This window comes from Aliinostoc sp. HNIBRCY26 (genome assembly GCF_050235535.1).
GTDB lineage: Bacteria > Cyanobacteriota > Cyanobacteriia > Cyanobacteriales > Nostocaceae > Trichormus.
Genome location: NZ_CP189852.1, coordinates 1224878 through 1248671, shown reverse-complemented (window position 1 = coordinate 1248671; position 23794 = coordinate 1224878). Strand labels below are relative to the sequence as shown.

At 43.3% G+C, this 23794-nt stretch carries 19 protein-coding genes; 12 read left to right on the top strand and 7 right to left on the bottom strand.

Annotation, left to right across the window (positions count from 1 at the left end; all coding sequences use genetic code 11):
- Positions 1–500: 500 nt before the first annotated feature.
- The 9 genes from ACQFX9_RS05275 to ACQFX9_RS05235 all read left to right on the top strand — a co-directional run bounded on the left by ACQFX9_RS05275 (position 501) and on the right by ACQFX9_RS05235 (position 10236).
- Positions 501–2462, top strand: a complete 1962-nt coding sequence (locus tag ACQFX9_RS05275) for a phosphodiester glycosidase family protein (protein WP_427161024.1) — start codon at positions 501–503, stop codon at positions 2460–2462.
- Positions 2463–2794: 332 nt separating this feature from the next.
- Positions 2795–3214, top strand: a complete 420-nt coding sequence (locus ACQFX9_RS05270; protein ID WP_236140795.1) for a cupin domain-containing protein — start codon at positions 2795–2797, stop codon at positions 3212–3214.
- Between the two features lie 306 nt (positions 3215–3520).
- The gene (locus tag ACQFX9_RS05265) at positions 3521–3841 is read left to right on the top strand and encodes a HesB/IscA family protein (protein ID WP_427161022.1); all 321 of its coding nucleotides are present in this window, start codon (positions 3521–3523) and stop codon (positions 3839–3841) included.
- A 224-nt stretch (positions 3842–4065) separates the two neighbouring features.
- A complete protein-coding gene (gene rpsL / locus ACQFX9_RS05260) occupies positions 4066–4449 on the top strand; it encodes a 30S ribosomal protein S12 (RefSeq protein ID WP_015140400.1) in 384 nt (127 codons plus the stop codon).
- 388 nt (positions 4450–4837) lie between these two features.
- Entirely contained in the window at positions 4838–5308 is a 471-nt protein-coding gene (gene rpsG, locus ACQFX9_RS05255) for a 30S ribosomal protein S7 (RefSeq protein ID WP_103139238.1), read from the top strand.
- Positions 5309–5448: 140 nt separating this feature from the next.
- Positions 5449–7527 (top strand): elongation factor G, encoded by a 2079-nt coding sequence (gene fusA / locus ACQFX9_RS05250; RefSeq protein ID WP_427161021.1) that lies wholly within the window; start codon positions 5449–5451, stop codon positions 7525–7527.
- 22 nt (positions 7528–7549) lie between these two features.
- A complete protein-coding gene (gene tuf, locus ACQFX9_RS05245; protein WP_427161020.1) occupies positions 7550–8779 on the top strand; it encodes an elongation factor Tu in 1230 nt (409 codons plus the stop codon).
- Positions 8780–8969: 190 nt separating this feature from the next.
- Positions 8970–9287, top strand: a complete 318-nt coding sequence (gene rpsJ / locus ACQFX9_RS05240) for a 30S ribosomal protein S10 (protein WP_015113498.1) — start codon at positions 8970–8972, stop codon at positions 9285–9287.
- 301 nt (positions 9288–9588) lie between these two features.
- Positions 9589–10236: an LON peptidase substrate-binding domain-containing protein gene (locus ACQFX9_RS05235; protein WP_427161018.1), complete on the top strand. Its 648-nt coding sequence runs from the start codon at positions 9589–9591 to the stop codon at positions 10234–10236.
- An 18-nt stretch (positions 10237–10254) separates the two neighbouring features.
- Here the strand turns inward: ACQFX9_RS05235 and pheA are convergent, their stop codons facing one another.
- A complete protein-coding gene (gene pheA, locus ACQFX9_RS05230) occupies positions 10255–11133 on the bottom strand; it encodes a prephenate dehydratase (protein ID WP_427161017.1) in 879 nt (292 codons plus the stop codon).
- A gap of 477 nt (positions 11134–11610) precedes the next feature.
- Entirely contained in the window at positions 11611–13293 is a 1683-nt protein-coding gene (locus tag ACQFX9_RS05225) for a glycosyltransferase family 39 protein (RefSeq protein ID WP_427161016.1), read from the bottom strand.
- Between the two features lie 429 nt (positions 13294–13722).
- Between ACQFX9_RS05225 and ACQFX9_RS05220 the strand changes: the two genes are divergently transcribed.
- Positions 13723–14310, top strand: a complete 588-nt coding sequence (locus tag ACQFX9_RS05220) for a DUF1997 domain-containing protein (protein ID WP_427161015.1) — start codon at positions 13723–13725, stop codon at positions 14308–14310.
- 75 nt (positions 14311–14385) lie between these two features.
- Here ACQFX9_RS05220 and ACQFX9_RS05215 read toward each other — a convergent pair whose 3' ends face one another.
- From ACQFX9_RS05215 to ACQFX9_RS05200, 4 genes are all read right to left on the bottom strand, one after another.
- Positions 14386–15087: a ribonuclease HII gene (locus ACQFX9_RS05215; protein ID WP_427161014.1), complete on the bottom strand. Its 702-nt coding sequence runs from the start codon at positions 15085–15087 to the stop codon at positions 14386–14388.
- A 9-nt stretch (positions 15088–15096) separates the two neighbouring features.
- Complete coding sequence (locus ACQFX9_RS05210) at positions 15097–17202, bottom strand: Rne/Rng family ribonuclease (RefSeq protein WP_427161013.1); 2106 nt, start codon at positions 17200–17202, stop codon at positions 15097–15099.
- 555 nt (positions 17203–17757) lie between these two features.
- The gene (locus ACQFX9_RS05205; protein WP_427161012.1) at positions 17758–20472 is read right to left on the bottom strand and encodes a TIGR03960 family B12-binding radical SAM protein; all 2715 of its coding nucleotides are present in this window, start codon (positions 20470–20472) and stop codon (positions 17758–17760) included.
- Positions 20473–20634: 162 nt separating this feature from the next.
- Positions 20635–20943 carry an STAS domain-containing protein gene (locus ACQFX9_RS05200; RefSeq protein WP_427161011.1) on the bottom strand — a complete coding sequence of 103 codons (309 nt, stop codon included), beginning with the start codon at positions 20941–20943 and terminating at the stop codon, positions 20635–20637.
- A gap of 481 nt (positions 20944–21424) precedes the next feature.
- Here ACQFX9_RS05200 and ACQFX9_RS05195 point away from each other — a divergent pair, with 481 nt between their 5' ends.
- Positions 21425–21625 carry a hypothetical protein gene (locus tag ACQFX9_RS05195; RefSeq protein ID WP_103139227.1) on the top strand — a complete coding sequence of 67 codons (201 nt, stop codon included), beginning with the start codon at positions 21425–21427 and terminating at the stop codon, positions 21623–21625.
- Between the two features lie 122 nt (positions 21626–21747).
- Positions 21748–22920 carry a pyridoxal phosphate-dependent aminotransferase gene (locus ACQFX9_RS05190; protein WP_427161010.1) on the top strand — a complete coding sequence of 391 codons (1173 nt, stop codon included), beginning with the start codon at positions 21748–21750 and terminating at the stop codon, positions 22918–22920.
- A 243-nt stretch (positions 22921–23163) separates the two neighbouring features.
- Here ACQFX9_RS05190 and ACQFX9_RS05185 read toward each other — a convergent pair whose 3' ends face one another.
- Positions 23164–23529, bottom strand: coding sequence for a hypothetical protein (locus ACQFX9_RS05185; RefSeq protein ID WP_427161009.1), 366 nt, complete (start codon positions 23527–23529; stop codon positions 23164–23166).
- Between the last annotated feature and the right edge of the window lie 265 nt (positions 23530–23794).

Sequence of the window (23794 nt, the reverse complement as noted above, 5' to 3'; positions counted from 1 at the left end):
AATCAGCGTATTACACTATGGACTCCTTTGACAATTTTCCAGTGTTTTTGGTTTTGATTTTTTACTAATAATTTTTGCCACCAAAATATAGCTACTATCCTGCACTAACTAAATAGCGGTGACAGCAGCACACATCCTTGTCAGGATCTAATATTTTAATTTAAATTTGATTACCAAAACCATTGGCTATAGTTTGGCGATCGCTCATGCTAGTTATGTATCTGGTGACAATGATTTTAGCGACGGATGGCTGAATCTAGTTTATAAGAGATAACTAGCCAATATATAGGCTATCACGTTTTCACATAAGATGAATCATGATTTTTTAAGATTTCCGGACATTTGGTGAATCTGTTAAGTTGAGTGATATTTTGCCACAGCAACCTATGAGTTGTTTTCCTCAATTAAATTCAGGCGCAAAGATAGGGAACAAGAAAAAGGCAACGCCAAGACAATATATCTAACTAATTTTGTCTCATTCCTCATCAATCAGGGTGAAAATGCCAAACTACTGCCGACTACTAAAAGATCAGATGATTATCCATAAGTTAAATCACCAGTTATTTCAGAAGACGGGAGTGACAATTGTCGCGATCGCCTTATATTTATCTGCTACCATTCCCCAAAAGTCTTTAGCTAACACTCCGGCAAATCCGCAGTTACTTTCCCAGTCTCCTTCTACTTTTGTTCCGCGCAACATATCTACTGGTAGCCAAATCTCCCTGAATGGGCGCAATTTATCAGGTGCTTGGTTACAACAACTCAATCAAACAACCCCAGCCAGAATATACATTAGTGATGCAGCACTGAGGCAACTGCTTGGTATAGACCTATTAAGCACTAATAACCCTGAAAGACAGCCTATAGAGTGGTTTTCCTCCAATAATCAACCTCTAATTCTCTCTGCTAATCTTTGGCGAGGCTATCGTTATCTAGATGTGACCAATTTAGCCACAGCCGCAGGCTGGCAAATGCAAGCCCAAGGTAACACCTTGGTAATTGTCACACCGTCAACACAGGTGAGAAATATTAGTGAAAATCTCAATGCTGGGTCAATTTCTCAAATTGTACTGGACTTAGACCGTCCTACACCTTGGCAAATCCAACAAGGACTACCCATTAAAAGTCTCCAGGATGATCCCAATGCACCCACTCCCAATAATGCTGCACCAATTAACCGAGAGTGGAAAATCACCCTAGATGCGATCGCCGATTCCAGTTTAATTCAACGCTACACACCCCCACCAGCACCCTCACCAGATTTACTCAAACAATCCCAAACATCCGCGTCTTTGGTTCAAAAAGTTGAGGTTGTTAACAATCAAACAGTCATTACCCTCAGTGTCCCCCTAAATTTATCTTTGCAAGCTACCACTATCAATAATCCTCATCGCCTGGTGTTGAATCTGCGTCCTGATGCCCTTAAGCCCAAAAATATCAACTGGGCGAGGGGATTACAATGGCGACAGGATTTCATCAATTTAGGCAAAGACCGCTTTGGTATAGTTTGGCTAGAAGTCAACCCTCGCGCTGCGGGTTTAGCCATTAAACCAATTTGGGCAACTGCTAATACTTTAGTTGGCACAGCCCCCTTAATTCAAACAGCCCAAAGGGATTTAGCCGTAGCCGCCATTAACGCTGGTTATTTTAACCGCAATAATCGCTTACCCCTGGGTGCAATTCGTCGGGATGGCCAGTGGTTATCTAGTCCCATTCTCAACCGAGGTGCGATCGCTTGGAATGATGGGGGACAATTTTATTTTGGTCGTCTCACCCTCCAAGAAACTTTAACAACATCTACTAATTTGCGAGTGCCAATTCTCTTTCTCAACAGTGGTTATGTCCAGAGTGGTATAGCCCGTTATACTCCCGCCTGGGGACAGACTTATACATCCCTCACAGATAACGAACGGGTGTTTATTGTCCAAAACAACAAAGTCACCAATCAATTTGTCGGTGATAAAGTCGGTCAAACCAACTTTCCCATTCTCCCAAATAGCTACTTACTAGTATTTCGGGGTAATGCTATTCCCCAAGCATCACAGTTAACCATTGGTACTGATGTACAAATCACAACCGGCACGACTCCAGGCGAATTTAATCGTTACCCCAATATCGTAGGAGCAGGGCCACTCTTACTACAAAATGGAAAAATTGTCCTTGATGCCGAAAGCGAACAGTTCAGCAAAGCTTTTATAAATCAAAAAGCCAGTCGCAGTGCCATTTGTACAACTGCCAACAATACTGTATTAATTGCTGCCGTACATAACCGTGTAGGAGGTTCTGGCCCCACTTTGGCAGAACACGCCCAACTAATGAAACTTTTAGGTTGTGTTAATGCCCTCAATTTAGACGGTGGTAGTTCCACAAGTCTTTATCTAGGAGGACAATTACTCGACCGTTATCCTAACACCGCCGCCCGTGTACACAACGGCATCGGTATATTTCTTCAACCAAGATAATACATAGGGCATTGGGCATGGGGCATTGGGCATTGGAAATTGGGAAAAATCTACCTTGTCTCGCAATTCCCCAGTCCCCAGTCCCCAATCCCTAATCCCCAATCCCCAATCCCTCTTTAAAGTTGAGAATAAGCTACCCTGAAACTTAATGAAGAATTGGTGTAGACCATATATTTTGGGCAAAAATGAACGCTCCACCCAAGTTTCACTTTGCTATGTTTAGCAAGGTGAAACTAAATTGCTGATTTCTACGGTTGTAAGATTGCCCCTCAATTTTCCATCAATGGATAAGAGTAACGACGGTTTGTATTATGTCTTCAAATGAGGTAACTATGGCTCAACATCAAGAAAATACTAAGACTAACACTCTCACCTTGCCAAGTGCGATCGCTAGCCGCAGTGTTGCTGCTACTGAATTACGCCCTTGGGGTTCTTTCACAGTTTTAGAAGAAGGACGCGGCTATAAAATTAAGCGTATTGAAGTCAAGCCAGGACACCGCCTCAGCCTGCAAATGCACCATCACCGCAGTGAACACTGGATTGTCGTTTCTGGCACAGCTAGAGTAACTTGTGGAGAACAAGAAATATTACTCAGTAATAACCAGTCAACCTATGTACCTCAATGTACAGCCCACCGTCTAGAGAATCCTGGAGTCATTCCCCTAATTTTGATTGAAGTCCAAAATGGCGAATACTTAGGTGAAGACGATATTATTCGCTACCAAGATGATTATGCCCGTACTGCGAATTAATTTACAGATAAAACTATTATGGTTTTAAGTTAACATCATTTCGCAAACCGTCTTAATTCAACCTGGCAATCTTTAAGTTAAGTCCCTGCTAAATTTTCGGTGGGGACTCATCAATTAAAAATTCAAAAATGACTGAAAAAAATTTCTATATTGTCCCCTAAACCACTAAACCCCTACACCCTTACACCCTTACACCCCTATACCCCCCTGCTTCCTCAAAGTCCTTTCTTTTCCCACTAATGATTATGGTAGCTCAGTCATCTGCGATACTTAGATATAATATCTTGAGTTGCCTTGACCAGTTTCATGATTCATTTAAGCCCATCTGCTGCTAGTGAAATCACTCGCTTACAGGCAAAACAGCAGCCCAATACACTTTTTCGGTTAGCGGTTAAATCAGGTGGCTGTTCTGGTTGGTTCTATGATTTGTCTTTTGATGATCAAACCAGAGTTGGCGATCGCGTTTTCCAAATTGAAAACCTGCAAGTAGTCATAGATGCTGATAGCTGCAACTACGTTAATGGTTTAACCATAGATTACTCCGAGGATCTCATGGGTGGTGGTTTCCGCTTCCATAATCCCCTATCTGTTGTCACTTGTGGCTGTGGTAACTCTTTTGCAACTTGATTTTTGACAGGGAATGCGAGCTTAATAAATAAGCAAAAAGCAAAAGATTACTCCCCTAAATTTTTTATTTCCCAGTCCCCAATCCCCAATCCCCAGCCCCCAATCCCCTAATTCATATCCAAAAATTAAAAATAATATGAAAGTTTGACATGAATTCATAAAAAAAGCTATAATCAGGATTTGTTAAAACTTAGACTAGCAAGCAGCTTCACGCGCTGTAACTCATGCCAACCATACAGCAACTAATACGTAGTGAACGCGAAAAAGCGCGTCAGAAAACCAAGTCCCCTGCTCTTAAACAATGCCCACAGCGTCGGGGCGTTTGTACCAGAGTCTACACGACTACACCTAAAAAACCCAACTCCGCTCTACGTAAAGTAGCACGGGTCAGACTAACCTCTGGGTTTGAAGTCACAGCTTACATTCCTGGAATTGGTCACAACTTACAAGAACACTCAGTTGTGATGATCCGTGGTGGTCGGGTAAAGGATCTACCTGGTGTGAGATACCACATCATTCGCGGTACTTTGGATACAGCCGGAGTTAAAGACCGCAAACAAGGCCGTTCCAAATATGGAACCAAGCGTCCTAAAGAAGCGAAAAAATAAAGCAGGTGATTAATCGTAATCTATTGCGATTAGTCCCTGGAATTTACAGCGTCCAGATTGCATAACCAACTCATTGGTCGCTAATTCTGAAACCAGTTTCCAGAAATTATTCCAGCTTCTCCCACCAATCTACACTCAGCGAGCAAGTGTAGCAAAAATTTCAACCGTTGTAAGCGACAGCAACGTTTGCATAATGACATTCAACTTTAAAAAGACGTTGTCGCTTTGTTGTCCCAGTTTTTGAGGAAACAAGTCTGTAAAATTAGGGTGATTGCAGCCGTAAAGCAACCCTTTGCAGAAGACAAGTCTGTAGCTAACCATTGCTTCAGACAAACATCTGTCTGATAGCATATAATTTCGTTGCCAAAATCCGAATTAAGGGTATAGTATGTCTCGTCGTGGTGTTATTCAAAGGCGTCCAGTTCCGCCTGACTCTGTATACAACAGTCGGCTTGTGAGTATGATCATCCGACGGGTAATGCGTCATGGCAAAAAATCACTGGCGGCACGCATCGTGTATGATGCAATGAAGACTATAGAGGAACGCACAGGCACAAATGCGCTGGAAGTATTTGAAAGAGCAGTGCGAAATGCTACCCCTCTAGTAGAAGTAAAAGCTCGCCGTGTTGGTGGAGCTACCTATCAAGTACCAATGGAAGTGCGTACAGATCGCGGTACTACCCTCGCACTGCGTTGGTTAGTACAGTTTTCTCGGTCTCGACCAGGACGCACAATGGCCAGCAGACTGGCTAACGAATTACTTGATGCAGCCAATGAAAGCGGGAATGCAATCCGTAAACGGGAAGAAACACACCGGATGGCGGAAGCAAACAAAGCATTTGCACATTATCGTTACTAAGTACAAAAGCGGTATATCGTGCATTTAAAAGCGGTATATCGCAGAATTACCAAACAAAAGTCGGTTTTCTTTAAAAGTATAGAATCTTAACAAAGAGTAATATACAAGATATCATGAGGCAAAAACCATAGGAGGCTACTGTGGCACGTACCAACCCGCTAGAGAAAGTACGCAATATCGGTATTGCGGCGCACATAGATGCGGGCAAAACAACTACAACAGAGAGAATATTATTTTACTCTGGGATAATTCATAAAATTGGCGAAGTACACGAAGGAACTGCCGTTACTGACTGGATGGATCAGGAACGGGAGCGCGGTATTACCATTACTGCGGCGGCAATTAGTACCAGTTGGAAAGATCATCAAATTAACATTATCGATACTCCTGGTCACGTAGACTTCACCATCGAAGTTGAACGTTCTATGCGGGTGTTGGATGGTGTAATTGCGGTATTCTGTTCCGTTGGTGGTGTACAGCCTCAATCAGAGACAGTTTGGCGGCAAGCAGACCGTTACAAAGTGCCTCGGATTGCCTTTATCAACAAAATGGATCGCACAGGTGCGAACTTTTACAGAGTTCATGAGCAAATGCGCGATCGCCTACGTGCCAATGCCATTGCAATTCAACTACCAATTGGTAGCGAAAGCGAATTTCAAGGCATTGTAGACTTGGTACGCAAGTGTGCATATATTTACACCAACGACCAAGGTACAGATATCCAGGAAACCGATATCCCCGCAGAATTGCAAGACCTGGTTGAAGAACACTACACCAAGCTGGTAGAAGCAGTTGCAGAAGTCGATGACGACTTAATGAACAAGTACTTCGAGGGCGAAGCACTCACAGAAGCAGAAATCAAAAATGCACTGCGTAAAGGTACAATTGCCGGCACAATCGTACCCGTACTTTGTGGTTCAGCCTTTAAGAATAAAGGTGTGCAGTTGATGCTGGATGCAGTAGTAGACTATCTACCTGCACCCATCGATGTACCCCCAATTCAAGGTACAGTCGGTAGTGGCGACACAGTTGAGCGTCGTGCTGATGACAACGAACCCCTAGCGGCTCTAGCCTTCAAGATTATGGCTGATCCCTACGGTCGCCTCACCTTCGTTCGTGTATATTCTGGCATACTGAAAAAAGGTAGTTACGTCCTCAACGCTACCAAGAATAAGAAAGAACGAATTTCTCGCCTCGTGGTTTTGAAAGCAGATGAAAGACTTGATGTAGAAGAACTGCGAGCAGGTGATTTAGGTGCAGCACTAGGTTTAAAAGACACCTTGACAGGTGACACCCTTTGTGATGAAAGCGCACCAGTCATTTTAGAATCCTTGTTTATTCCTGAGCCTGTAATTTCAGTTGCGGTCGAACCCAAAACGAAAAACGACATGGACAAATTGTCCAAAGCACTGCAATCACTCTCAGAAGAAGACCCTACCTTCCGTGTCAGTGTTGATCCAGAAACTAACCAAACCGTAATTGCGGGGATGGGAGAATTACACCTAGAAATTCTCGTAGACCGGATGTTACGCGAATTTAAAGTGGAAGCTAACGTAGGTGCGCCGCAAGTAGCTTACCGTGAAACCATTCGCAAAGCCGTCAACAGAATTGAAGGTAAATTCATCCGTCAAAGTGGTGGTAAAGGTCAATACGGTCACGTTGTGATTGACTTAGAACCCGGCGAACCTGGAACTGGCTTTGAATTTGTTTCCAAAATTGTCGGTGGTGTTGTACCCAAAGAGTACATTAACCCCGCAGAACAGGGAATGAAGGAATGTTGTGAATCTGGTGTATTAGCTGGATATCCACTCATCGATGTGAAAGCTACTTTAGTAGATGGTTCTTACCATGACGTAGACTCTTCAGAAATGGCTTTCAAAATCGCTGGTTCAATGGCGATGAAAGAGGCAGTATCCAAAGCTTCACCTGTACTCTTAGAGCCTATGATGAAAGTTGAGGTAGAAGTTCCCGAAAACTTCCTTGGTGATGTAATGGGCGACCTCAATTCTCGTCGTGGTCAAATTGAAGGGATGGGATCTGAACAAGGTCTGGCCAAAGTGACAGCAAAAGTCCCCTTGGCAGAAATGTTTGGCTATGCTACCGATATCCGGTCAAAAACCCAAGGTCGGGGTATCTTCTCTATGGAGTTTAGCCATTACGAAGAAGTGCCTCGCAACGTGGCCGAGGCAATCATAGCAAAAAGCAAAGGGAACGCATAATTAGAAAAGGAAACGAGCATACATGGCACGCGCAAAGTTTGAAAGAAACAAACCCCACGTTAACATCGGTACTGTTGGCCACGTTGACCACGGTAAAACTACCTTAACAGCAGCTATCACCATGACCTTGGCTGCTTTGGGTAAAGCTGAAGCTAAAGCTTACGACCAAATCGACAACGCACCCGAAGAAAAAGCACGGGGTATCACTATCAATACTGCTCACGTTGAGTATGAGACTGAAAACCGTCACTATGCTCACGTAGACTGTCCCGGCCACGCTGACTATGTGAAAAACATGATCACTGGTGCAGCACAAATGGACGGAGCTATTCTTGTAGTAGCTGCGACCGATGGCCCTATGCCCCAAACCCGTGAACACATTCTGTTAGCGCGTCAGGTGGGTGTTCCTAAGCTAGTCGTCTTCTTAAACAAAGAAGATATGATGGAAGACGAAGAATTGATGGAACTAGTAGAACTCGAATTGAGAGAACTACTAACAGAGTATGGCTTTGATGGTGATGAGATTCCCATCATTAGAGGTTCCGGTCTGCAAGCGCTAGAAGTCATGACCAAGAGTAACAAAACCGTCCGTGGTGAGAATCCTTGGGTAGATAAAATTTATGCTCTGATGGATGCTGTAGATTCCTACATCCCCGACCCAGAGCGTGACATTGACAAGCCCTTCTTGATGGCGGTAGAAGACGTATTCTCAATCACAGGTCGTGGTACAGTAGCAACTGGCCGGATTGAACGTGGTAAAGTCAAGGTCGGCGATGTCGTGGAGTTAGTGGGTATCAGAGACACCCGCAACACCACCGTTACCGGTATTGAAATGTTCAAGAAGAGCTTGGACGAAGGTATGGCTGGTGATAACGCTGGTGTACTCCTGCGTGGTATCCAAAAGACTGATATTGAACGCGGTATGGTAATTGCCAAACCCGGTTCTATCACTCCTCACACCCAATTTGAAGGTGAAGTATACGTACTAACCGAGAAAGAAGGTGGTCGTAAAACACCCTTCTTTTCTGGCTACCGTCCCCAATTCTACGTACGGACAACCGATGTAACCGGCACAATCACTGCATTCACCTCTGATGATGGTAGTGCAGCTGAAATGGTAATGCCCGGCGATCGCATCAAAATGACCGTAGAATTGATCAACCCCATCGCGATCGAACAAGGTATGCGCTTTGCGATTCGTGAAGGTGGCCGCACCATCGGTGCTGGTGTCGTCTCCAAAATCCTCAAATAGTACCTTGTTACCCAAATAAATAAGAGCAGAGATGGGAAAATCCTCTCTGCTCTTTTATCTGAACCTTGATAAAGGAATTAGATATTAAATCTTGGGAATTAAAAACTGGTAATGAGATAGTTCTAATTACTCAATTACCAAAGTATTATCCTCAATTTCACACTTAAAATCAGAACCTGGAAAACTAAAGATGGCAACTCTACAGCAGCAAAAGATTAGAATTCGCCTAAAGGCTTTTGACCGCCGATTATTGGATACATCTTGCGAGAAGATTGTAGACACAGCTAATCGGACTAACGCTACAGCTATCGGCCCTATCCCCTTACCGACAAAACGGAAAATCTACTGCGTACTGCGTTCTCCTCACGTAGACAAAGACTCACGAGAACATTTTGAAACTCGCACCCATCGTCGCATTATCGATATCTACCAACCCTCTTCTAAAACTATTGATGCTCTGATGAAACTAGATTTGCCATCTGGTGTAGACATTGAAGTAAAACTGTAATTAGTCCAGAGTCAGTAGTCAACAGTCAATAGTGAAGAATTCCTGGACTATGAATTATTGACGAATGTATGAATATTAACTTAGCCCTGGAGAAATTTATTTCAGGGCTTTTTTATTAGCTCTAAAACAGATGATAGAATGTAGACACATTACGCCAGGTTGAGATAAGTAGTCTTGCTTGAAACCGTTGACCTAGCCCAAGAAAAAAGGCACTAAATCTAAAATCTAAAATCCAAAATTGATATTACGGGGAAAGCAGAGAATCATCAATTTTTAGCATCAAATTTATACTTAGGTAACAATGACATCTTCTTCCAGAATAGCAGTTCGTGAACTACCTCTGTTCCCGTTACCCGAAGTAGTTCTTTTTCCCACTAGACCTTTACCACTGCATATTTTTGAGTTTCGCTACCGAATCATGATGAACACGATTTTGGAGAGCGATCGCAGGTTTGGTGTCCTGATGGTTGACCCAGTGACAGGCCAAATTGCTAACGTCGGGTGCTGTGCGGAAATTATTCACTACCAGCGTCTACCAGATGACCGTATGAAAATGCTCACCCTGGGACAGCAAAGATTTCGCGTTTTAGAGTATGTGCGAGAAAAACCCTATCGTGTAGGCTTGGTAGAATGGATAGAAGACCAGTCACCCAGTAAAGATTTATATCCTTTAGCCACAGAAGTCGAACAACTACTCCGTGATGTGGTCAGGCTATCAGCAAAGATCACAGAACAAAATATTGAACTTCCAGAAGAATTACCCGATCTACCAACGGAATTGTCTTATTGGGTGGCGAGTAATCTCTATGGTGTCGCCGCAGAACAGCAGTCTTTACTAGAAATGCAAGATACAGCTGCTCGCCTAGAAAGAGAAGCTGAAATTTTGATGACTACTCGTAATCACTTAGCGGCTCGTTCTGTACTCAAAGACACCTTTAGTCAAAACTGATAAATTGAGAGTTAATTGTCAAGACTCTGGCGTGCTAATGGGTAAAACATTATAACTACCAAATATTTTGAGAACTTCTGTATAGGTAGTTAGTTCAGCCAAAGCAGATTGCATTTGCGGTGTGTTGACAGCAGCTTCTAAGTCAATAAAAAATAAATACTCGCCTAGCGATCGCTTTGTCGGTCGAGATTCGATCCGACTGAGGTTAATTCCTTGTAGAGCAAATACAAGTAGAGTTTTCACCAATGCTCCAGGCACATTAGCAGGGACACTAAAAGCTACAGACGTATGAGTTGGAGTATGTAAGCGCAGTTGCTCTGTGATCTCCGTGTCTCCCTGACTGATCACCCAAAACCTAGTACAGTTTTCAGGATAATCGTTAATTTGGTGGGCTAATATCGGTAAATTGTAAAGTTGTGCGGCTCTTGTAGAAGCGATCGCGGCAGCTTGCATATTTTTTTCTAATGCCTGTAATGCTTCGGTAGTAGAGTTAGTCGGAATTAAACTCACATGAGGCAAAAACTCTCCTAGCCAGTTTTGACACTGTGCCAAGGCCTGGGGATGAGAATAGACAGTTTGAATCTCATCTAAACCAGAAGCGCAAGAAATTAACGTATGGGCGATCGGCATCACCAAGGCTGACTGAATCCTGAGACTATCTAATTGCCATAAGGTATCCATTGTCATAGTGACACTACCTTCAATAGAATTTTCTACAGGTACAACAGCCAGTTGGGTTTGACCTTGGGCAACGGCTTTGAGTGATTGAGCAATACTAGGATAGGGATGTAAAACTGCTTCGATGCCTGTATTCTCTGTTAGCCATTTAACATAAAAAAGAGTTGCTTGTTCTGCGTAAGTTCCAGGTGGCCCTAAATGGGCAATTGAGATAGTCACGTTGCTTCACTCCCAATTCCAAATTCCAACTTTTAATTACCCCAACGCCATTTATACCAATTCGCAATGGACTAACGTCCCGCTACGCTAACGCAATTAAGAAAGTCAGATAACACCCAATACGGTTCAGATAAGAAAAATAAATTTCAACCAAGCCAGCAAATGATCACTCAACAAAAAACGAAAAAATGATTTTGGAGGGGGTTTGGGGGACGCAACCGTCCCCCAATCGGGGGCTTGGGGGAGAATCCCCCAAATCTTGCTCATTGTCTAATAGGCAGAGCAAAAATTGAGAAATTAACTCTCACCACCTTAACTGAACCGTGTTGAGATAACACCTGGGTTTCAGGCTTTGCATCTGGTGCTTAATTTTGGAGAATTGGTATTAGATCATGATGTTGGCGTTTTGATTACAGACTTAAAATATTCATCTTCGATAGGGCAATAAACTGTATCATAAGCAAAATCAGTCTATTTTTAACTAGAAGTTTCTGAAGCTAGACAACGATAAAGTTTATAACTATATTCACCAGCAAAGCTGCCATATTGTTTATCCAAAGTGCAGTTTTGGGATACTAAATCAACTGGGTGGCGATACTCCACTAACCACAAATCTAGAGGTCGGGGAAGTTGAGTGAGTTTTTGTACCAAAATTTGTTGACTTTGAGTATAAGTATGAGTATTTGTGTCTTGAGCAGCTAGGAAAAACTGTAGATTCTGCTTGGGTTGATTTTGCAATTCCCATGCTAAACCCATCATCCTGCCAGTTTGACCATGATGGATGTGTGTTGTAGCAATTACCACATTGCTTCCGGAAGCTTTTTCAATGATTGCTGCCAGCACATCAGGACGTTGGTTTTGCAAGTAACCCCAATTCCCCGTAACTATCACACCCCCTAGAGTTGCCATCACTAAAATCACGCTGACTGCAACTTTACCATGTGTGAATAATCCTAATTTCGCCACTTGATGCCAACAGCCTGCTAAAGCAACACCCAAAAGTAAAATGACTGCTGGTGCATAAAAAAACTGGAAACGAGCCGCCAAAGTCAAATCCTTCCCTAAGCCATAAGTCAATAGCAAAGTTACAGCGATCGCAGCTAAGACATAATCAATTAAAATTTGCAGAGTCAGATTTGTCTCAACATCACTCTGGTAACTTTTCAGTCCATGAATTATTTGTGGCAGACTCCATAGTAAAAACACCAAAGTCACCACACCAGAAATAATTACCACCGTTAGGGGTAAAGTTGTGAGTGCCGATGGTAACAACAACAGCATACTCATCAGCCATAGCAGTAAGCGTGCCAACGGTTCTAACCATCTACTATGGGGGCTACTAGCGGCTACCCAACTAGTTAAATCACTCCCAGGAATATTTTGCAGGTTAGGTATCCAAACTAGACAGCCGATAGCAGTCCCCAAAGCAACTATCCCCAACCGCCACCAATTGATCTGCTGATTTTTCAGTAGTAAAACTTGTCTGAGTACAACTACACCTTCTGCACCCAGGGTCAACATGAAAAAATAATGAGTGGCTACCCCAAGACAATTAATCACTATCCAAGTCAACAATAGCCATATAGGTAAAAATTGCTGACGACGGATTTTCTCCATAGCCGTGACGAGACAACATAAAGAAGCTATCACCAGCAACATCACTAAACTGTAATGACGGGCTTCTCTAGCTAAAAAGATTGTGTAAGGGGAAACTGCCATCATTGCAGCTGCTAACTGACCAACTAATTGAGAGCGAAACGTCACATAGCCAAAGCAAAACATGGACGGAATTGATATTACCCCCAGTAAAGCACTGAGCGATCGCGCTGTGAAGACAGATGCAACTTCCCCCACAGGCGAAAACAACTTCATCCACACATGAGCCAAGACAAAATAGAAAGGAGGATGGGTACTATCTTGTAATAAATTTTGCATGACTGTGCTGATATCAGTTACCGATGAGGCTTGGAGTGGCTGTAACAAAATATCTGCACTGATTAGTTGATTGAGTGGTACTGTCCGAAAACTATTCCCCAAGCTAAACACCATCGTGGCACACTCATCAGTCCAAGGTGGCAAGGAATCCAGATGAAAAAAGCGTAAACTAGTGCCGATAACTACCCATAGCATTAACAATAATAGGTGAGCGTGAGTCTTCATCCAGGACTTCCAAGTTGTAAAAGTGGGGTGATAGCTATCCGTATTGATAACAATAATTGGTTGTAAATATAACTATGATTTTTAATTTGCTGAGAATAATAGAGATTATTGTGAGATATCCTGCAATATTTAAGTTATGATTTTACTGTTTTAATCGCCAAAAGTCTCATCAAGCATTGACATATCTAAGGTTAGCTATAGGACTCATATTTGATTTCTGAAAAAAACTCCGTACACTTTTGTTCCTTCTTACCCGTTCCCTGTTCCCTTCCTACGCAAATGATTTCAGGAATCAAAGCGGATTCCTATATAAGCAAATATATTTTGTCTGAGCAATGAGATTTTCTCAATAATCTTTTACGAATGAAAAACAATAAATTCGTAAATTAATCAATAATAAAATTATTAAACAATTACTGTTTTTAACTCATGGCTACCAGGTTTACTGCCTCCCAATCGGTAGAAATTGCTGTGGAACAGCAAACTATTCCTATTCAGCACTACTTGCGTCAGCCGCAACGTCTCGTTCATGCTTTGGTTGATCAAAGACGCATTCAGCAGCTTTCTGAGGAAGTATTTCGGTTAAAAATGCGGCCTTTGAGTTTTATGTCCTTGAGTATTCAACCTACTGTAGATATGAGAATCTGGGCAGAATCAAATGGCACAATTTACTTGCGATCGCTAGGCTGTGAAATTCTGGGTTTTGAGTATATTAATCAGCGTTTTTCCTTAAATCTGAGAGGGTATTTGTCTCCATTCATACAGGGTGAAGACACACGTCTGCGGGGTCAAGCTGATTTAGAAGTGCAAGTGGAATTACCCCCACCGTTTTCTTTTACACCAAAACCCATTCTAGAAACCACAGGTAATGGTTTGCTCAAGAGTGTCTTATTAACAGTTAAGCAGCGATTAACGCATCAACTGTTAGTAGACTATCGTCAATGGGTAGTGTCTCAAACTCATAACCAGAGTGTGAGACGCGATGATCCTAACTTACCCTTCCTCAATCCAGAATAAAGGGCGTAGTAGGGGCGGAATCATCTATGATTCTTTCCCCTACACCCAGTTACTGAGCCCAGTCGAAGTACACCCCTAAACCCCTACACCCCTATCTTGACAAGGACTGAAAGACTTACGGTGTAGCGGGGAAGAGCCATAATTTTGCAGTGCTAATAAATGTTTCTTACTGCCATAACCCTTGTTATTTGCTAAATCATACATGGGATATTTGGCAGCTAAACGCATGATTAAATCATCACGCCAAACTTTAGCCACAATACTAGCAGCCGCAATAGAGAGCGATCGCTCATCCCCTTTGATGATAGTTTGTTGTGGTATCGCTAAATCTTTGACCAACTGATTGCCATCTATCAAGCAAATTGCAGGCTGTACCTGAAGTTTTTGTACAGCCCGCTTCATCGCCAATAGCGTCGCCTGCAAAATATTGATCTGGTCAATTTCCGCAGTGGAAGCATAACCAATTTTCCAATCTGTCGCTAGCGTACAAATTTGCTGCGCTAGCTGACATCTGCGAACACTGGATAGTTTTTTGCTATCTCTAACCCCAGCCGCTATCAGTTCCGGTAAAGCAGGGGTAGGTAAGATGACTGCTGCTGCGACTACAGGGCCAAACAAACAGCCCCTACCTACTTCATCCACTCCTGCTATTAACCCAGAAACACTGGCCAAGGTGGAAGAAAACTCTAGCCAATGAATTTCCTGGTGATTGGTTGTGGTGTCTACCGTTGGTGATGAGGGCGATACCTGAACAGTCTGCTTCCTCCTCTCTACCATATCGGCTACTTAAATTTCGTCACTATCAGATTCTGCCGCAGAGGAGCGACGACGACGACGACGGTTGGGAGTAGCAGCCATTGAGGTTTCATTTTCTTCCGTGCTGACTGCTGTTACCGTTGGCTCAGGTACAGCGACAGGGGATGATTTAGGTTCTGGTTTGGGTTCTGACTTGAGTTTGGGCGGGGTAAATTCTGAGGATGTTGACTCAACAACAGTTGCTTTGGGGGTTTCTTCTGGGGGCGGCGTTGATGGTTGTCCTGGTTGCACAATATTAATGATGACCGATTTCGGATTTTTCACCTCTTGTTCTAATTTAATTAGCGGCGAAACTCCCATTAAAGCAAAGATATCTTGCTCCGGTTGAGTCATTTCCACAGTGCGAATTTCCGGCGGTTCTACTACAGGCTTAATCGGCTCGGCTTTGCTGACTTTAGTCCTGTCTCCCCTTTCTACCCAACCAGATTTACCCAAATTCGGTGAGGGTAATTCTGGTGTTGTACCCAGTTCTGTGTCGTTATCTAAATCTAAATCTGACTCGTTGATATAACCTAGAGAATTGTGGGAAATGCGATTTTCATCTTTACCATTGGCTCCATTGATACCAATGCGACTCCTGCGGGTGCGGGTGCGACGTTTGTTGTGATCATTGAGTTCTTGATAGCTGGGATGATTCATCAAATTGAAAGATCCCAAGTCAGCATCACTATCAAATCCTTCATTAAACCCATCGTAAGTTTCTCGCATATCTGTAAGGCGAGTCACGGGTAAACGAGGTTCTCTTTGGGTTTCTCTTTGGGTTTCTCTTTGAGTTTCTCTTTGGGGTAAAGATACAAATCTATCTGGTACGTCTACTGGGGTGGGTAAGCGGCTTTCAGTTTCCCCTGGTAAGCGGACTGTATGTCCTAAACCACCGCAAGTAGAGCAAGTTTCACCAAATAATTCGTAAATATTTTGACCTTGGCGTTTGCGAGTCAGTTCTACTAAACCTAGCTCAGTCAGTTGAGCAATTTGGGGACGAGCTTTATCTGCTCTCAGGGCTTTGTTAAAGTGTTCTAAAACTTGTAGTTGGTCGCGCCGTGATTCCATATCAATGAAGTCTACGACGATTACCCCTGCAATATTTCTTAAACGTAGTTGACGGGCAATTTCTGTGGCGGCTTCGCAGTTTGTCCACAATACGGTTTCTCTGGCTGTTGCCGATCGCGTGAAGGAACCAGAGTTAACATCTATAACAGTTAGGGCTTCCGTTGGCTCAATAATAATATACCCACCAGAAGGTAAGTCTACCCTGGGCTTGAGGGCTTCGCGAATAGCAGCGTTAATGCGGAAATATTCTAAAATCGGGGAGCGATCGCGATGGTGGTCAATTAATAATCCTTGCGGTGTTTGACCTCCACTCCAGTTTTGTAAATATTGTTTAACTCGCTTTAATCCGGTGCTAGAATCCACCACAATCCGGTTGACATCCGCACCGTACATATCCCGCAATACACGCTGAATAAAATCATCGTCTCGATTTAATAGAGCTGGCGCACGGGTAGATTGAGCTTCTTGTTGAATCGCTTCCCACTGCTTTTGCAGCACTTCCAAATCTTCGATGATTGCTTCTTCTGGTTTACCTTCGGCTTCTGTCCGCACTAGTAAACCCATACCTGCGGGTTTGATTAAAATTGCTAATGCCCGTAATCGATTACGCTCATTTTCGCTTTTAATGCGTCGAGATAAATTGACACCTCTGCCATAGGGCATCAATACTACATAGCGTCCGGGTAAAGTAATATTACCTGTCAGTCTTGGCCCTTTTGTGCCGGTTGGCTCTTTCATTACCTGCACCAAAACTTTTTGTTGTGGTGCTAATAATTCTGTAATTGCTGCTGCTGTGCGCTTGATCCGCAGTGGGCCTAAATCTGTTACGTGAATAAAACCGTTACGTTCTGGATCACCAATATTGACAAAAGCCGCGTCAATTCCAGGTAAGACGTTTTCTACTACACCTAAGTAGATGTCACCGATTTGATGATGCCCTGTGGCTACAACTAACTCTTGTATTTGATCTTCCGAAAACACGGCAGCAATCTGATGCTGCTCCGCGATAATAATTTGTTTTGGCATTCAATTTCCTCAAAAATCGGCAGCGTCAACGGGCTTGGAGGTTTGTTATGCCTCTCGCCCCTGCCAGCCTCCAAAGACGCTGTTAGTAATAAAAATTGTGAAGTCGAACTTCAAAATTAAAGAGCTATTGGCTAAGGAATTGCGTTCACACGCCTGATTATTCCAGAACGGCTGCATACTGTTTAAGCAAATAAATCAACCGTCCGTGGTTGATTTCTGATGCGATACCTTCACCCTCTAGGGATTGGGCATTCAGCAGGTGTTTTAAAAAGCATAGATAGAGAAGTTGACTGGAATCTGCTGTTAATTACTGATTCACAAGGTAGCTATAGAGAGAGTGTTCTTTAATCTGCCTTAGTTTGTCTGGGATAAAACCCAAGAAGCTTCACTCTGATATCTTGCTCGTTTGCTCCCTGACGACCAGGGTAGTTGTGAACCAGTTTCTTCAATGCAGCGTCAGAAAATTTCTCTTCATTTCATTCTAACGCAACCTTGCCAAAAATCAATTCCTATGATTGCGACTGAGGGCAACTACTAGCCAGTTGCCCTCTAGGATTATACCGCTAAGATTAGCTGATTGCGGTGAATATGCAGAAGATGAAATTTTGTGAAGTCTGTTCTCAGGTTGGCTGAGTTTTCCCCAGAGACTATTTCTAGCATAGACAGAATTTGTTCTGGGCGCAATAAAAAACCATCTTGGCGACAGCTACCCACATAGCGGATCACGGCGATCGCTTCAGTTTCCGTACTGCTGGTAGAAATTAATTCCAACTCAAACAACCGTGAGCGCAGATTTATCATCTGAGTCTTGCCAGATTTAGTTGTTTGCTCACACAAAATTTCGGCTTGCTGCTCAATTGCGGCTATCCACTCTTGCCATTGTGCTGGTGTGACTTCACTGGGGGCAGCAATAGTAATTAAATACTCTGCTTGTTCCAATAATTTATTCGCGGCGGGAGCTTTTAAATCTACTTCTGCCACACGATACACAGGGATATCTGGGGGCAGTTCTTGAGTCAGTTTTTGTTGAAATACTGCCAAATCTACAGGTTCAGTTAACTCAAAATCAACAATCTCACCGCTACTAGTAGCCCCTAAAGCTAAGGCACTGGCGACAGCAATTTTGGGACTAGGATGGAAACCGTTAGTGTAAGCGACTGGTAAACTAGCACGCCGCACTACTCGATCCAGCAACCGCATTAAATCTAAGTGACTCAGCAAAGCCATGTCACCTTGTTTACCAAACCAAACGCGCAGGCGTTGGGCTTTGTTAATGTTGGGGACAAATTCACCCGCAAATTCTGGAATAGCAGGTGGTTCGATAACGATGTTATGGCCAAAATCTGTGCCACATACGCCACAATGCGAACAACCATCAAAAGAACAGTCTGGGACAATAGCCGCTTCCAGAGCGCGTTGTAAGTCCTCAATCAGCCACTTTTTGTCAATGCCGGTATCTATATGATCCCAGGGTAGGGGAGCTTCTAGGGATTGGGGATTGGGGATTGGGGATTGGGGACTAGGGACTGGGGATTGGGGATTGGGAAGTAATTCTACCTTGTCTACCTTGTCTACCTTGTCTCCTCTACCTTCCTCCTCGTCTGCAAACAGATTCCGTTCTCCGTTTTCAACTTGGCGGTATTTCCAATCTAGATCAGCTTCTGCGATCGCTTCTCCCCAGGCGGCAAAAGCTTTATCTAGGCTGTCATACCAAGAATCCATCCCTGCGCCTAATTCCCAAGCGCGTTGCAGGACTTTACCTAAAGAGCGATCGCCTCTACCAATAAAGTCTTCCATTGCGGAAATTCGCACATCGGTAAAATTGACTTTTACCCCCCGAATGCGGCGGAAGGCTTGCCTTAGTAGGTCTTGCTTCCGGCGAAATTCTGCCGTAGAAACTGAGTGCCATTGAAATGGTGTATGGGGTTTGGGGGTGAAGTTGGAAATTGTCAGGTTGAAGTTGAGTGGTCTTCTACCTTTACCCCGACATTCCCTTTGTAACCAACTGACTGTTTCGGCAATACCCAAAACGTCAGCGTCTGTCTCCCCTGGTAAGCCGATCATAAAGTATAACTTGATTTTATCCCAGCCTTGTTCCCAGGCAGTTTTGACACCTCGTAATAGTTCTTCGTTAGTTAAACCTTTATTGACGATATCACGCATTCTCTGTGTACCAGCTTCGGGGGCAAAGGTGAGGCCGCCTTGGCGTGTACCACCAAGAATATTGGCGATGTTTTCATCAAATCTATCTACACGTTGGCTAGGGAGCGACAGGGAAATATTTTCATTTCTTAATCGATTTTTAATTTCCATCCCCACAGCCGGTAGGGATAAATAATCAGAACAACTCAAAGACAAGAGGGAAAATTCATTATAACCAGTGGCTCTCATGCCTTGTTCAATGGCTTCTACCACCTGTTCTGGTTCGACATCCCTGGCGGGTCGAGTCAGCATCCCTGGTTGACAGAATCGACAGCCACGGGTACAACCACGGCGGATTTCTATTGTCAAGCGGTCATGTACAGTTTGAACGTATGGTACTAGTCCAATGGAATAGGCGGGGATGGGGGTAGCGACTCGCCGCAAAATCCGTTGGGGTACATCTGGACGGACTGGTTTGACGGAACCGTCTTTGTCTGGTGCATAAAACTGCGGTACGTACACCCCAGGGATTTGCGCCAAGTCTAGAAGTAAATTTTCCCGACTTAATCCGGCTTGTTTGCCTTCTTCTAAAACTAAGCCGATTTCTGGGAGCAGTTCTTCACCGTCTCCCAAAGCGAAAAAGTCAAAAAAGTCGGCGTAGGGTTCAGGATTGGATGTTGCTGTTTGCCCTCCTGCGAAGATAAGCGGGTGATTCCCCTGCAATCTTGCTTGCCATGTCAGGGGAATTCCCGCTAAGTCCAACATTTCGAGAATGTTGGTTGCTCCTAATTCATAACTTAGACTAAAACCTAAAATATCAAATTCTTTTAGCTCTCGCTTCGACTCAACCGCAAACAAGGGGGTGTTTGTTACCCTGAGTTTGTCGGCTAAGTCTGTACCTGGTAGGTAAGCGCGATCGCACAACTGTCGGGGTTGGGCATTCAAAATGTTATACAGGATGATATGCCCTAGATTAGATGCACCAACTTCGTATACCTCTGGATAAGTCAAAACCCAGCGTATAACTGCCTGATTCCAAGGCTTATGTACCGCCAGTTGTTCGTTACCCAAGTAACGGCCTGGTTTTAAGATATCAGATGTGATTAATTGTTCAAATGCAATAGCCACTTTGCCAACTTTGCGCTACTCGAATTACAGCTACGTCTTCCCTCCAACATTAGCATTGATTAGCTATTTGGGTGGCTTTTGTTGTAGCAAGTTACAAGTGTTTAACACTTAGTTGCTCAAAGGGGTGGCTTGTGTTAGTCTAGCGAACTTGCGTGGGAGAATTTATCCCTGAGATATCTCGAAAATCTGATCCAGTTGAGTCAACTCTAAAACTATTTTGATAGCTGGGGATACGGAATCAAGCTGAAAGCCTTTGCCTAGATTCTGAGCTAACTTCAGCGCAGATACTAAAGCCATCAGTCCAGAACTGTCACAAGAATCTACTGCTGCTAGGTCTACTAATAACCCAGCCACATCTTCTTGAGCTAGCATTGTGGACAACTCTCGCTCAAACTCCAGCGCGTTAGTTGCATTTAGGCAGTTATGGGGACGAATAACTGCTACTTTTTGACTCTTTAGTAGTGCTTGCATATAGGCATCCTAATCAGAGTTATTTAACCATGAAGCTTGAATTTATTTGAACATAAACTGTCAGCTCATACATCGACCAGATGTCTTACATCTCTTTGCTGAATCTTTATTTTTTTCCTGTGTATGTTTAAAGTTGTCATAATTTCGGAGTAAAAAGTATTTATATATACTTTTTTTCTAATGAGTTGCCAAAAAAATCAACATAGATAACCACAAAGCAAAAGACGGGAAAACAGTCATCCATAATTGTGCGGAAAAATCATGCCCGTCTTGAGAAGTACAGCAAATTGAACTGTGATATGGCCAGGGTTGAAGGGCATTTGCTGTTGATGATATTTGTGGCAACTGTTAAGTTTAATCAGGAACTATCTACTTGAATTAAGTGTGATTTAAATCACTAGTACAATAGTGTGACAATCACATTTTATACTGAGCTTCATCCTGGATAATTTAGTATCACTTTATATTGGGTTCATTACCTATGAGAACTAGATACGTAATTCGTCAGTTAGTGCAGAAAGCCCTCGATATCAAGAAATTAACTCCAGAGATAGAGAATGAAATCAACTCCGAATTGACTCAACAAGGTTACATATCGGATGTAGATTACGAGGCTTTGGAATTGTTAATGACCGAAATGGATGCTGGGCGTATTCAGTTAGTGCCGAGTCTGGGATATTAGATTTCATTGATGACAAGCATCTAGCCAACCTGCGGACTCTACACGATATTTACTATTTATTTACCTGGTGTGGCGTAAACTGTGCTAGTGAATCTTCACTTGTGCATTAGTAAAAAGTCGCCATGCAGCCTGCTAAACGTTTAGAAAAAATTCCTCCTTATCTATTTGCTGAGATTAACCGCAAACGGGAAGAACTTGTTGCCCAAGGAGTTGACATCATTAATATGGCAGTGGGTGATCCTGATAAGCCAACTCCTGCTCATATTCTCCAGGCTATGCACACAGCAATTGATCAAGCGAGTAATCATAATTATCCGCCCTATGATGGTATGCCAGCCTTTCGGGAAGCAGCAGTGGAGTGGATGAAAAGGCGTTTTGGTGTTGCAGGATTAAACCCGAATACAGAGGTTATATCTTCCATTGGTTCTAAGGAAGCGATACATAATACTTTCTTAGCCTTTGTAGAAACGGGAGACTATGTATTAATACCAGATCCTGGTTATCCAGTGTATCGAACCGCCACAATTTTTGCTGGGGGTGAACCATTTACTATGCCTCTCAAGGCAGAAAATAAATTCTTACCTGACCTTAGTCTCATTCCTGAAACTGTAGCCCAAAAAGCAAAACTATTGTGGATTAACTACCCAAATAATCCCACTGGGGCTTTAGCCACCTTGGATTTTTTTACAGAATTGGTAGCGTTTTGTCGGCAGTATGAGATTCTGCTGTGTCATGATCATGCCTATTCAGAAATGGCTTACGATGGTTACAAGCCACCGAGTGTATTGCAAGTGCCAGGGGCTAAAGATGTGGCAATTGAGTTCCACAGTCTGTCTAAGTCTTACAATATGACAGGTTGGCGGATTGGTTTTGTCGTGGGCAATGCCAACGGGATTAAAGCTTTAAGCCAAGTCAAAACCAATGTCGATTCTGGGGTATTTAAAGCGATTCAACAGGCAGCGATCGCAGCTTACAATACTGATGAAGCTGAATTAACGAGTTTGATGTTAGTGTATCAAAATCGCCGTGACATAGTTATTCAAGGACTACAGTCTTTAGGCTGGCCTATTGAACCACCAAAAGCCACCCTCTATGTTTGGGTACAAGTACCTTCAGGATATTCTTCTGTTGAATTTGCTAACCTCCTCCTAGATAAATGCGGTATCTTAGTCCCTCCAGGCAATGGCTATGGTGCATCAGGGGAAGGTTACATCAGAATTGCGTTGACTATCCCCGATGAACGCTTACAAACAGCTATAGAACGGATGCGAGATGCGGGAATTCGCTACAGTTGATAGCGAGTACACCAATTTTAGATTTTGGATACTTCGACAAGCTCAGTACAAGTTTTGGATTTTGGATTAAAAGCTTAGATTCATAGCCTATTCCAAAATCTTGAGACAATACCACTTGTCCCAAATTGGTATAACACCTGACACAACTATAGTCTCGCCCCACTCAGCACTCAGCACTCAGCACTCAGCACTCAGCACCGGCTAAACGCCGCGCTACCGCTAACAGCACTCACCACTCAACACTCAGCACTCACCACTCCTCACTCCTTCCTGATAAGCTTGCCAAAGTTGGTGAATAAACTGATGGAGTTGGTTTTTAGCTGTTGTGTCTAGTTCTGATTTTGGTTCTTTAGCCAAAATTTGACCTAAAAAGGTGATGACTTCCGTATCTAGGGCTGGCCGAAACAACTCACCAGGCCACAACAAGTCAGAACCATCCCGCAAGTCAGTAATTACGGGTATTTCTGGGGTGTGTGTCACCAGAAGTAAGGGACGTACCCAGCATAGCTGACGGGAAACCACAACTTGAATTACTTCCGCATACAGATTTTGATCATCATGCTCTAAAGACACTATTTGTCCTGGTTGAAAATCAAAACTCATGTCCATAGTTAATTAATTTAGGGCAGTAGCACGGATTAGTTGATGGTTTCTTCTAACCTCATTGTAGAAGTGAAAGGGACGAATTACCGTCAAGCTCAGTAGAATGATAGGGAGAACCCGACACCTGAAAACCCTCTTCCCTTCTATCTTCTAACTTTTCTACGGGGAACTTTTGATCAAATATGAGGTTTTGGTAAAAATGCCCTAGAATAAGTGAATAACTGTTAAGCGATCGCCTAAACAGAACCCTGTTGTAGTAAACCAGCAAATT

Bases quoted from the DNA above. Each gene is read 5' to 3' on its own strand.
- ACQFX9_RS05200 (WP_427161011.1), bottom strand. From the start codon at position 20,943: ATGCAAGCACTACTAAAGAGTCAAAAAGTAGCAGTTATTCGTCCCCAT.
- ACQFX9_RS05265 (WP_427161022.1), top strand. From the start codon at position 3,521: ATGATTCATTTAAGCCCATCTGCTGCTAGTGAAATCACTCGCTTACAG.
- rpsL (WP_015140400.1), top strand. From the start codon at position 4,066: ATGCCAACCATACAGCAACTAATACGTAGTGAACGCGAAAAAGCGCGT.
- ACQFX9_RS05210 (WP_427161013.1), bottom strand. From the start codon at position 17,202: ATGCCAAAACAAATTATTATCGCGGAGCAGCATCAGATTGCTGCCGTG.
- tuf (WP_427161020.1), top strand. From the start codon at position 7,550: ATGGCACGCGCAAAGTTTGAAAGAAACAAACCCCACGTTAACATCGGT.
- ACQFX9_RS05235 (WP_427161018.1), top strand. From the start codon at position 9,589: ATGACATCTTCTTCCAGAATAGCAGTTCGTGAACTACCTCTGTTCCCG.
- rpsJ (WP_015113498.1), top strand. From the start codon at position 8,970: ATGGCAACTCTACAGCAGCAAAAGATTAGAATTCGCCTAAAGGCTTTT.
- ACQFX9_RS05215 (WP_427161014.1), bottom strand. From the start codon at position 15,087: ATGGTAGAGAGGAGGAAGCAGACTGTTCAGGTATCGCCCTCATCACCA.
- ACQFX9_RS05185 (WP_427161009.1), bottom strand. From the start codon at position 23,529: ATGGACATGAGTTTTGATTTTCAACCAGGACAAATAGTGTCTTTAGAG.
- ACQFX9_RS05225 (WP_427161016.1), bottom strand. From the start codon at position 13,293: ATGAAGACTCACGCTCACCTATTATTGTTAATGCTATGGGTAGTTATC.
- ACQFX9_RS05190 (WP_427161010.1), top strand. From the start codon at position 21,748: ATGCAGCCTGCTAAACGTTTAGAAAAAATTCCTCCTTATCTATTTGCT.
- ACQFX9_RS05195 (WP_103139227.1), top strand. From the start codon at position 21,425: ATGAGAACTAGATACGTAATTCGTCAGTTAGTGCAGAAAGCCCTCGAT.
- ACQFX9_RS05270 (WP_236140795.1), top strand. From the start codon at position 2,795: ATGGCTCAACATCAAGAAAATACTAAGACTAACACTCTCACCTTGCCA.
- rpsG (WP_103139238.1), top strand. From the start codon at position 4,838: ATGTCTCGTCGTGGTGTTATTCAAAGGCGTCCAGTTCCGCCTGACTCT.
- ACQFX9_RS05220 (WP_427161015.1), top strand. From the start codon at position 13,723: ATGGCTACCAGGTTTACTGCCTCCCAATCGGTAGAAATTGCTGTGGAA.
- ACQFX9_RS05275 (WP_427161024.1), top strand. From the start codon at position 501: ATGCCAAACTACTGCCGACTACTAAAAGATCAGATGATTATCCATAAG.